1 pseudogene is annotated in these 241 nt (G+C 44.0%); it reads right to left on the minus strand.

Features of this window, described 5'->3' with window-relative positions:
* Window positions 1-158 precede the first annotated feature (158 nt).
* Window positions 159-241: pseudogene (locus tag R0J92_RS26110) on the minus strand (carbon dioxide-concentrating protein CcmK); the annotation flags it as partial.

Raw genomic sequence — 241 nt, forward strand, 5'->3', positions numbered from 1 at the left:
CTGCCATTTTTTTTGGTTTCCTCCTCGGAGTTTGCAAGATGAATTCAATTCATCTTATGGTGTTCATTCACTAGAGTTTAAAGATGGCGCGGACATCTCAACCGATATTGATGCCAAATCAGGAGATTAGGTGGGATGCTTGAAATGCCCCCTCTCAATTATCGGAACTGTTCTACTGCTTCGGTGTAGCGAATGGGTAGGACATATTCTAGGTTTTCGTGCGGACGAGCAATAATGTGCG

Origin of the sequence: Tritonibacter sp. SIMBA_163 (assembly GCF_046535935.1) — a bacterium.
In the GTDB taxonomy this organism is placed as follows: Bacteria; Pseudomonadota; Alphaproteobacteria; order Rhodobacterales; family Rhodobacteraceae; genus Epibacterium; species Epibacterium scottomollicae.